5 protein-coding genes are annotated in these 4,366 nt (G+C 65.8%); 1 reads left to right on the forward strand and 4 read right to left on the reverse strand.

Annotated elements, in window-relative coordinates; genetic code table 11:
- Both U3653_RS28230 and gmd read right to left on the reverse strand, forming a co-directional pair.
- Entirely contained in the window at nt 1-1,254 is a 1,254-nt protein-coding gene (locus U3653_RS28230; protein ID WP_323124561.1) for a class I SAM-dependent methyltransferase, read from the reverse strand.
- On the reverse strand, nt 1,251-2,273 hold the full coding sequence (gmd, locus tag U3653_RS28235) for a GDP-mannose 4,6-dehydratase (protein WP_195082943.1): 1,023 nt from the start codon (nt 2,271-2,273) through the stop codon (nt 1,251-1,253). The genes U3653_RS28230 and gmd overlap by 4 nt, the downstream gene beginning before the upstream one ends.
- Before the next feature lie 116 nt (nt 2,274-2,389).
- Here gmd and U3653_RS28240 point away from each other — a divergent pair, with 116 nt between their 5' ends.
- Nucleotides 2,390-3,118: a polyprenol monophosphomannose synthase gene (locus U3653_RS28240; protein ID WP_195082944.1), complete on the forward strand. Its 729-nt coding sequence runs from the start codon at nt 2,390-2,392 to the stop codon at nt 3,116-3,118.
- Here U3653_RS28240 and U3653_RS28245 read toward each other — a convergent pair.
- Complete coding sequence (locus tag U3653_RS28245) at nt 3,096-3,821, reverse strand: NAD(P)-dependent oxidoreductase (RefSeq protein ID WP_195082945.1); 726 nt, start codon at nt 3,819-3,821, stop codon at nt 3,096-3,098. The two genes, U3653_RS28240 and U3653_RS28245, sit on opposite strands and share 23 nt — an antisense overlap.
- 112 nt (nt 3,822-3,933) lie before the next feature.
- The gene (locus tag U3653_RS28250; protein WP_195082946.1) at nt 3,934-4,350 is read right to left on the reverse strand and encodes a cupin domain-containing protein; all 417 of its coding nucleotides are present in this window, start codon (nt 4,348-4,350) and stop codon (nt 3,934-3,936) included.
- Between the last annotated feature and the right edge of the window lie 16 nt (nt 4,351-4,366).

The following is a 4,366-nucleotide window of genomic DNA, read 5'->3' on the forward strand; positions in this document are numbered from 1 at the left end:
TCACACCACGTCCAGTTCCGGCAGCGGGAACACCAGCCGCCCGCCCGCCGCGCGGAAGGCGCTCTCCCGTTCCAGCATCATGGTGCGGAAATGCCAGGGCAGCACGAAGAACTGGTCGGGCGCCAGCGCGCGCGCCTGCTCCTCGGACACGATCGGGATCGCGCTGCCGGGAGTGAACTTGCCGAACTTGTCGTCGTTGACCTCCGCGATGCAGGGCAGATCCTCCGGCCCGATCCCGCAGTGCTGCAACACCACGTTGCCCTTGGTGGAGGCCCCGTACCCGAGCGTGTGCAAACCGGACTTGCGGGAGCGGTCGAAGAACTCCCGCACCTGCTCGCGGTGCTGATCGACGCGTTTGGCGAAATCCGCGTACGGCTGCGGGGTGTGCAGCCCGAGTGCGGACTCCTCCTGACGCATCCGATCCAGGGCGGCGGCATCGGCAGGCGAGGCCGCCCCTTGCTTGCCCAGCGTGAGCGCGAAGCTACCGCCGTTGACGGCGTTGCGTTCCACCTCGAGCACCACGAACCCGCACCGCCGCGCCATCCATTCGATCTGGTCGAGGGTGTAGTACTCGAGGTGCTCGTGACAGATCGTGTCGTAGGAGGTGGTGGCCAGCATCGCGGGCAGATAGCTCTGTTCGAGCACCCAGATGCCGTCGTCGGTGAGGCTGTCGTACACCGCGCGCATGAACTCCAGTGGCCGTGGGACGTCGTAGAACATGGCGATCGAGGTGATCACCTTCGCTCGCCGCCCTTCGAGCACCGTTTCGGCCAGTTCGGGGTCGAAGTAGCCGGTGACCAGCCGCACGTGCGGCGGGTAGAACCGGCGGAACTTCTCGCCCAGCGGGTCGATGCCCACGATCGTCGCCGACCCTTCGGGATAGGCGCGCAGCAACGTCGCGTCGTTGCTGCCGATGTCGATCACCACGTCATCCGGCGACAGCGCCACCCGTTGCCGGATCCTCGCCACCCGGTGGGCGAGGTGCTCGATCATCGATCGGTTGAGCCCGGAGCGGTATCCGTAGCCGGGCGAATACATTTCGCCGAAGTCCGCGGTGTGGCGCAACTGCACCAGCCCGCACTCCTCGCTGCTTTCGGGTACGCAGCGCACCAACTCCAAGGGGTAGCGGGGCACCTCGGTCGGGTCGGTGGCCGGGAACACTCCCGTCAGCGCCATCGTGCCGAGGTCGACGACCGTTTCCAGCCGGCTGTTCCCGCACACCCGGCAGCCTTGCACCGCAAGTGCTCGTGTCACGCGTTCTCCATATCGTGGGCGACCATCAACTCGACGAGTTCTGTGAAACTCGTGCGCGGCTGCCACCCGAGCTTCTCGCGCGCCTTGCTCGGGTCACCGGTGAGATGATGCACCTCGGCGGGCCGGAAGTAGGTCGGATCGACCTCGACCAGGACCCGCGAGGTCCGCCGGTCGATGCCCTTCTCGTCCAACCCGCTTCCTTCCCAGACCAACTCCACGCCCGTGGCCGAGAAGGCCTTCTCGCACAACTCGCGCACGCTGTGGGTCTCGCCGGTGGCGATCACGTAGTCGTCGGGTTCGGGCTGTTGCAGCATGAGCCACATCGCCTCGACGTACTCCTTGGCGTATCCCCAGTCGCGGCGGGCGTCCAGATTGCCGATGAACAGCTTGTCCTGTTTGCCCTGCGCGATGCGCACCGCGGCGCGGGTCACCTTCCTGGTGACGAAAACCTCCCCTCGCCTGGGTGATTCGTGGTTGAACAGGGTGCCGTTGACGGTGTACATCCCGTAGGCCTCGCGGTGGTTCACCGTGATCCAGTACGCGTAGAGCTTCGCCACCGCGTACGGCGAGCGCGGATGGAACGGTGTGCGCTCGCTGAGCGCCACATCGTGCAGGCCGCCGTAGAGCTCCGAGGACGACGCCTGGTAGAACCGGGTCGCGATGCCGGTCTTGCGGATGGCGTCCAGGATGCGCAGCGTGCCGATGGCGTTGGTCTCCGCGGTGAACTCCGGGATCTGGAACGAGATATGCACGTGCGACTGCGCGCCCAGGTTGTAGATCTCCGCGGGGCGCACGTCCTCCAGGATCCGGTTGAGACTGCTGGAATCCATCAGATCCCCGTAGTGCAGGAACAGCCGGCGTTGGGAATGGGTATCGGAATACAGGTGGTCTATGCGGTCGGTATTGAAATTCGACGCACGCCTGACAATCCCGTGCACCTCATATCCTTGCTGCAACAGGAATTCTGTCAGATAAGACCCGTCCTGGCCGGTGATGCCGGTTATCAGCGCCTTTCTCATCAAACCTCCAACCCCGAGACTAACGGGTCACCAAATGGCGGGCAATACCTATCTTTCGGTCGCCGCCGGTATTAGAATTCGATTGCATGAGCGCGGCCTCCGAAAAAACTCTGGTAATGATTCCGACGTACAACGAGCGTCGCAACGTGGGCCCGTTGCTCGCTCAGATCCTGGAACAGGGCTCCGATTTCGATGTCCTGTTCGTCGACGACAATTCCCCGGACGGAACCGGAGATCTGCTCGATGAGCTGGCACGACAGCATTCCCCCCGCATCCATGTGCTGCACAGGGCCGGGCGCCAAGGCGTCGGCTCCGCGCACCAGGCCGGTATCCGCTGGGCGTACGAGCAGGGATATGCCCACCTCATCACGATGGATTCCGATTTCGCGCATCCGCCGTCGTATCTTCCGGCGTTGCGCGCCGCTTCCGACGGTTTCGACATCGTGGTCGGATCGCGTTATCTGAAAGAGGACAGCCTCGCCGACTGGACTCCCTTCCGCAAGGTCCTCACCCGGGTCGGGCATTTTCTCACCGTGACATTGCTGCGGATGCCCTACGATGCCACCGGCGCGTTCCGATACTACCGGTTGGGCACGGTTCCGGTGGCGGCTTTCGATCGCGTCCGTTCGACCGGTTACTCCTTCTTCTTCGAAAGTCTCTACATCCTCGCGGCCAATGGCTTCCGGATCGAGCAGGTGCCGATCCACGTCCTCAACCGCACGGCGGGCGCATCCAAGATGCGCACCCGCGACGTGGCGACCAGCGTGCGTTTCCTGCTGGTGCTGTGCGCGGAGAAGTACCTGCGCCCGCGCAGGCACCGGATCAGCTCGCCCGCGCACCGGTGACCCTCCGCTCGGCCAGCCAGTCGATCACCGCCGCCGCCTCCGGCCAGTCCGGCGCGGTGGCGGTGATCGGGAACTGGTCGTCGACAAGGTCTTTGGCGAACTGCGAGGCCGAACCCACCGCGTCACGCACCTCGGCCAGTGTCACGGTGGTGCGTGCGCCGACCTCGCGCAGGCCGGTCTCCTCGAGGTGGGTGGCGATCCAATCGGCGCACCAGTCCACCGGGGCGAAGCTCTGCCGGGAACGGCCGCTGGCGTACACCGGACGGTCGGCGGCCATGTCCGCCAGCACGCCCTTGCGGTAGTCGCCGCCGTACATCGGGCCGAGCCGGACGACGAACGTGTTTGCTCCCGAACACATCCGCTCGGCCTCCGCGCGATGGCGGCCGTAGACGGTGTCCAGCTGGGTTCGCGCGGAGATGCTGCTGATCTGCACGAACCGGTCCCAGCGCCAGTGCTCGCGCAGCATGCGCGTCTTGTCCACCGTCTCGCGCCGGTCGTCGCCGGGATGCTGCTCGGCCCAGAACCGCTTCGACGGGCAGGCGGCGTTGATCAGCACGTCGTAACGACCTGCCGTGCGCTGGGTTTCGTGATCGGCCCGCCCTACCGGCACCACATCCCACCGTCGGCTCCTGCCGAGCGCTTCGACGAGCGCGGCGCCGACGTAGCCGGTCGCGCCGACTACGGCCACACGTGATCGGTTCATCGCGCGCCCTTTCCGACGTGGACGGCGCCAGAAGACTTCCGCGCCGGGCCGCACGCAACGTGCGCGGCCCGGCAGACGGGTCGCACGGCGTGGGGCCTTCGGGTCGCATCGCTCACGCGCCGTTTCCTTCCAACGTGTGCGGCAGCGGCGCCACCTGCACGATCGGCGGATCGCACTCGTCCCACGGCTTGGTCAGCATGGCGACGAACGTCAGCGGGGTGATCGAGTACACCGTGTGCATCACCCCGATCGGCGTGCGGGTGCAGATGCCCTTGCCCACGTGGATGAACTCCTCCGGGCACTCCGGATCCTCGTGGTCGTCCTTGGTCACCAGCACACCGTTGCCCTCCACGAACAGCAGGTACTCGACGAAATGCGGGTGGTAGTGCAGGCCGCGCACCTTCCCGGGGTGCATGTAGATCAGGTTGAACTCGAGCAGGGGTTCCGGCGGGACCCAGGTGAAAATGCCGCCGCGCCCGTCGCGGACGGTGTCGAGGTTGCACGACGGGGTGAGGACTTCGACCTTCATTTACTGCATCCCTTCA

Origin of the sequence: Nocardia implantans (assembly GCF_035544775.1) — a bacterium.
Taxonomy (GTDB): Bacteria; Actinomycetota; Actinomycetes; order Mycobacteriales; family Mycobacteriaceae; genus Nocardia; species Nocardia implantans.

Bases quoted from the DNA above. Each gene is read 5' to 3' on its own strand.
- gmd (WP_195082943.1), bottom strand. From the start codon at position 2,273: ATGAGAAAGGCGCTGATAACCGGCATCACCGGCCAGGACGGGTCTTAT.
- U3653_RS28240 (WP_195082944.1), top strand. From the start codon at position 2,390: ATGATTCCGACGTACAACGAGCGTCGCAACGTGGGCCCGTTGCTCGCT.
- U3653_RS28245 (WP_195082945.1), bottom strand. From the start codon at position 3,821: ATGAACCGATCACGTGTGGCCGTAGTCGGCGCGACCGGCTACGTCGGC.
- U3653_RS28250 (WP_195082946.1), bottom strand. From the start codon at position 4,350: ATGAAGGTCGAAGTCCTCACCCCGTCGTGCAACCTCGACACCGTCCGC.